This window comes from Bacillus sp. RB3 (assembly GCF_030164735.1).
Classification (GTDB): Bacteria; Bacillota; Bacilli; order Bacillales; family Bacillaceae_G; genus Bacillus_A; species Bacillus_A cereus.
On sequence record NZ_JASNGE010000106.1, the window covers coordinates 1 to 439 of the forward strand.

The following is a 439-nucleotide window of genomic DNA, read 5'->3' on the forward strand; positions in this document are numbered from 1 at the left end:
ATGTCTAACATGACAAAGTTCAAAATTTTAAACGAAGCAGGCATCAGCATGCTTTCTCAAGCTAACCAAACTCCACAAATGGTTTCTAAATTATTACAATAATCCATTTGAACATATACTCTCTGTAGTATATAAAGAGTTTTCTTTTAAATAATTAAAAATTAATGGGGGTTCTTAACATGAGAATTAATACAAACATTAACAGCATGCGTACTCAAGAGTACATGCGACAAAACCAAGACAAAATGAATACATCTATGAACCGTTTATCTAGCGGTAAATCAATCAACAGTGCAGCTGACGATGCAGCTGGCTTAGCTATCGCTACTCGTATGCGTGCCAAAGAAGGCGGATTAAACGTTGGGGCACGTAACACACAAGACGCTATGTCTGCTTTACGTACTGGTGACGCTGCATTAGGTTCTGTTTCAAACATCTT

2 protein-coding genes are annotated in these 439 nt (G+C 37.1%); both read left to right on the forward strand.

Annotated elements, in window-relative coordinates:
• Positions 1-9 precede the first annotated feature (9 nt).
• Positions 10-102, forward strand: a complete 93-nt coding sequence (locus QO049_RS30530; protein ID WP_002133075.1) for a flagellin — start codon at positions 10-12, stop codon at positions 100-102.
• Positions 103-179: 77 nt separating this feature from the next.
• Positions 180-439, forward strand: a 260-nt coding sequence (locus QO049_RS30535; protein WP_481748636.1) for a flagellin N-terminal helical domain-containing protein, incomplete at its 3' end; no start/stop codon positions are given.

Excerpts from the sequence above, each read along its gene's own strand:
- QO049_RS30530 (WP_002133075.1), top strand. The coding sequence starts at position 10 with ATGACAAAGTTCAAAATTTTAAACGAAGCAGGCATCAGCATGCTTTCT.